The organism is Streptococcus oralis, from assembly GCF_026782285.1.
Classification (GTDB): Bacteria; Bacillota; Bacilli; order Lactobacillales; family Streptococcaceae; genus Streptococcus; species Streptococcus oralis_CG.
In genome coordinates this window covers 1-3,324 of sequence record NZ_JAKUWG010000006.1, presented here as the reverse complement: position 1 = coordinate 3,324, position 3,324 = coordinate 1, and the positions used below count along the sequence as shown (strand labels likewise).

The 3,324-nt window shown below is 35.6% G+C and carries 4 protein-coding genes; all 4 read right to left on the bottom strand.

Going from position 1 to position 3,324, the window contains the following annotated elements; translation table 11 throughout:
* Positions 1-869 precede the first annotated feature (869 nt).
* The 4 genes from MK403_RS05100 to MK403_RS05085 all read right to left on the bottom strand — a co-directional run bounded on the left by MK403_RS05100 (position 870) and on the right by MK403_RS05085 (position 3,222).
* Positions 870-1,076 carry a helix-turn-helix transcriptional regulator gene (locus tag MK403_RS05100; RefSeq protein ID WP_093587235.1) on the bottom strand — a complete coding sequence of 69 codons (207 nt, stop codon included), beginning with the start codon at positions 1,074-1,076 and terminating at the stop codon, positions 870-872.
* 176 nt (positions 1,077-1,252) lie between these two features.
* A complete protein-coding gene (locus MK403_RS05095) occupies positions 1,253-1,534 on the bottom strand; it encodes a hypothetical protein (protein WP_268709158.1) in 282 nt (93 codons plus the stop codon).
* Between the two features lie 363 nt (positions 1,535-1,897).
* Entirely contained in the window at positions 1,898-2,302 is a 405-nt protein-coding gene (locus MK403_RS05090) for a hypothetical protein (protein ID WP_084868979.1), read from the bottom strand.
* Between the two features lie 26 nt (positions 2,303-2,328).
* Positions 2,329-3,222 carry a replication initiation protein gene (locus tag MK403_RS05085; protein ID WP_093587237.1) on the bottom strand — a complete coding sequence of 298 codons (894 nt, stop codon included), beginning with the start codon at positions 3,220-3,222 and terminating at the stop codon, positions 2,329-2,331.
* Positions 3,223-3,324: the final 102 nt, after the last annotated feature.

Genomic DNA, 3,324 nt, shown 5'->3' with positions numbered 1-3,324 from the left:
ACCGACATTTGTACACCTATAAACCGACATTTGTACACCTATAAACCGACATTTGTACACCTATAAAGTCTGAAATCCTTTGGTACTCTAAGGCTCTTAGAGTGGCTAAATATATTATTAAATATTAATTAAATATATATAAAAAGGGTCTCACTTCGTTTCGACCCTCTCTCCATATCCCAAAACAAACTAAAAATTAAAACGCAAAATCACCAGTAGCTAAAAATAAATCTAGTACATATTTTTGACACAACTATATAACCATGATACAATGAATTTGCCGAATAAGTAGCTCAAGGCTACACCAAAGCCCTAGAGGATGCCAGTCCTTTAGGGCTTTTTTTACGTTCTTTTCAGATTAACGAGTGTTTGTAGGCTGACTACCGTTTATCCTCATCGTCCAGCCATTTGCAAATGAAATGTGCCAGTACATTTGCCATAACGTTGAGGAAGAGCTCGAATAAGTAACTCACGACTATCACCTCCTCTCACGACCTACAGGTCGCAATCGGTTTTCCGATAGCGATTTTATTATACCATGTACTTTTCCCAAAAAGCAAAGTATGATAAGCTTTTTCGTCACTTGCTTTATTCCATAGTATGTTTGACAGAATAAATTACTTAATTTTTTTCAAAAAAATTTTTGGGTTCGACTTATTCAAAGCGCAAATAAAAAGAGAGCATTTACTCTCTTTTTACATTATCTGCTTCCGATTAAATAACCGATTATAAAAGGTATAAATGGTAATGCAATCGGAAATACCAAAAGATTCATAGGAATACGACGTAAATATTTTTTCATTTACAATCTCCTTTTTTATTTATTTCAACACTATAATATCATTAAAAACACAAATAGTAAAGCCCTTTCAAAACCAAAAGAGGCGTTCTATAGGTTCTTTTAGAACTTTAGATAATTTTAAAGCTATTTCTACGGATGGTATTGTTTTATTATTTTCTATTAAACCTACCATCTGCCTTGAAATATTTATTTTCTTAGCTAATTCTTCTTGTGTCAACCCCTCTCTAACTCTAAATTGTTTTATATTATTTTGATAATTATTTTTTTCTAACACCCTTATCACCTCTTTTCACACAAATTTTCGGAAGATTTTTCTTCAGCGCTAGCTTTCACGGAATAGATCGCTCAGACGCTCTCAGAAGCTACATTTTGTCCTCTAACGCATTTTAATATCAAAGCCATAGAATTAACCCCAAAAATTTTTAATAGCCCCTATAAGCCTTCTAAGGGCTATTTACGCTCATTCAACGCTTTGAGTAATAACTCATATATCAATTCTTGCTGCTTTTCAAGCATACTAAGACGGCGCATGACCTTTTCTTCAAACGTGGCATCATAGCTATCTTTTCTCAGTCGAGAACGTATCTCATCTACTCCTGAAGGAGATATACGATACACTCCGTCCTCTTGTTCAACCTGGAAAATATTTAAATTTTTTCTGTGATACTTTACCAGGTCTTTTGATATCCCTAACTCCTCTGCGACCTCTTTTAGTGTTTTCCAATCTGACATGACTCTAAATCCTCCTTACTAGCATTATATCGTTGTGGCAAGCGTAGCATGCGGCTATCACCTTACCAGTAAGTTTACCACATGCTAGGTCAGTTTCAAAATGAAAACTGATTTTTGGGAGGCCCCAAACCCCTTGTTTAGTTTTTACTAGGAAATTTACTTATCTAGCCTCTAAAAGAGCATAAGGGAAACTGTCCCCACGTAACGTGTGGAGTTGATAGTATCAACGTTTTCGGTACCGGTAATTTTCTCGGCTTCGCCTACTTACACACACTATCCTGTTTATCACCCTTTTTGACTATCTCACACTTTAACACACTCTTATCTCATACAGATACACACAAAAAAAGAGATGCTGATTTCTCAATCAACAATCTCTTCAGCTGGTAAGGTATAGAACGGCAAGTATTTTGGCAGTTCCTCAATCTCCAAACCGAGAACGTCTGCTAATTCAGCAATCTCTTTCATCAACTCGTCGATTTCACCCTCTAGTAACTCATAACGTTTTTTATCCAACACTTTTTTCACTCGAGCAATTTGACTAGCCACGAATTCAAATTGAAGTTCAATAGCGCTTCGAGAACTGTCCCAATAGTTTTGGGCAATAGCCTGCTTTTTCTCTGTAGCTTGTAGATGGTCAGCCAAGGCATTAAAACTATCCCATGCAGTACTTTCCCACTGCTCAGCTTCTTCTACTTGCCTTAATAATCTATTTCTTTCAGCTTTTAATTTTTCGATATCGTTTATTAGTTCTGCTCTTTCTGTCATTTTGTTACTCCCTTTTCTGTAACTAGCTAATCTTCAAACATATCCATTTGCCCAGGCAAAACCCTTGGGGGCTCATTGTCTAATCTAGCTAACATCTCTTGCTTTTTACGCTCTAGTTCAACCTTTTTCTCTTCACTCGTTGTATTCACGTAATCAGGAGTTGACCAAGTAGGAACGTTGGACTTCCTTTTCTTGCTTTGCTTAGGCTTATCGAACTTATTTGGAACATACGATTCAGTCATTTCAGGATTCCAAGTAAACTCATAACCAAGAACAGGATTCCCACGCTTGTTGGATTTGATTTTTTTAACTTTCAATCCCTCAAAATATGGTGAAAGTTGCTTCAGGATCGGTTTGACGACTGCTCTATCTATCTCGCTCGATTTATAACTATTAGGCATATCAAGTAAAGTTTTAAATTCATCAATCTTGAACTCTTTACGACCTACTGTACGCCATTGTTTTAATAGTCTATATGCAGTTTTAGCGTATGTAGACCGAATATTTGTAAACTCTGCAAGCTCATATTGTGTGAAATTGGCTGAAAGTCTGTTTAAGATGTACTCAAATTTCGGCGAAAGAGAAACTGTTGCAGTCATATCTGACAAATCTTCTTTCCAATCCACTCGAAATCGTGTAAACAGTGGCATGTACTCAATAGAATTGCTTGTTTTTTCAATATATCGTAACTGAGTTATATTATTAGCTAAGCTATTCATCGTATCGTGAAATCGTTTATTGTGCTGAATAGAATAGCTTGCAAGTTCGGCTAACTGATACTTATCGAAGACTAAGTCTTCTATGCCGTTATCTCTGGCTTTTGCAATTATTGCAAAGAAGAAATTCATCTCTTCTGACGTCCATTTTCTCATGATAACCGTGTTCAAATCATTATGATGCTTAACTACTTCATTCGTCATTAAGAAACCCTCTTTATTTTTTCTTAATTATACCACCGAAAACATTATAAAGCAAACAAATATATTTCTTCTTAATAAACCGACATTTGTACACCTATAAAC

What these genes read in the sequence shown, in the direction of transcription:
- MK403_RS05095 (WP_268709158.1), bottom strand. Translation starts at nt 1,534, where the DNA reads ATGTCAGATTGGAAAACACTAAAAGAGGTCGCAGAGGAGTTAGGGATA.
- MK403_RS05090 (WP_084868979.1), bottom strand. Translation starts at nt 2,302, where the DNA reads ATGACAGAAAGAGCAGAACTAATAAACGATATCGAAAAATTAAAAGCT.
- MK403_RS05085 (WP_093587237.1), bottom strand. Translation starts at nt 3,222, where the DNA reads ATGACGAATGAAGTAGTTAAGCATCATAATGATTTGAACACGGTTATC.